The sequence below is a fragment of the Paenibacillus sp. MER TA 81-3 genome, from assembly GCF_023713585.1.
GTDB classification, from domain to species: Bacteria; Bacillota; Bacilli; order Paenibacillales; family Paenibacillaceae; genus Paenibacillus_B; species Paenibacillus_B profundus.
Genome location: NZ_JAMAWB010000133.1, coordinates 1 through 255, shown reverse-complemented (window position 1 = coordinate 255; position 255 = coordinate 1). Strand labels below are relative to the sequence as shown.

The window sequence follows — 255 nt, the reverse complement described above, 5'->3', positions numbered from 1 at the left end:
ATCTAAGTACCCTCAGGAAGAGAAAACAATAGTGATTCCGTCAGTAGCGGCGAGCGAACGCGGAATAGCCTAAACCGAAGAGCTTGCTCTTCGGGGTTGTGGGACGTCTCATTAGGAGTCAGAAAGGCGTTTATTAGATGAAGAGGTCTGGAAAGGCCCGCCATAGAAGGTAACAGCCCTGTATTCGAAAGTAAATGCCCTCCGAGACGGATCCCGAGTACCGCGGGACACGTGAAACCCCGTGGGAATCTGGCA

1 rRNA gene is annotated in these 255 nt (G+C 52.2%); it reads left to right on the top strand.

The features are described 5' to 3' along the window. A 23S ribosomal RNA gene (locus M3650_RS31570) occupies positions 1–255 on the top strand; the annotation flags it as partial.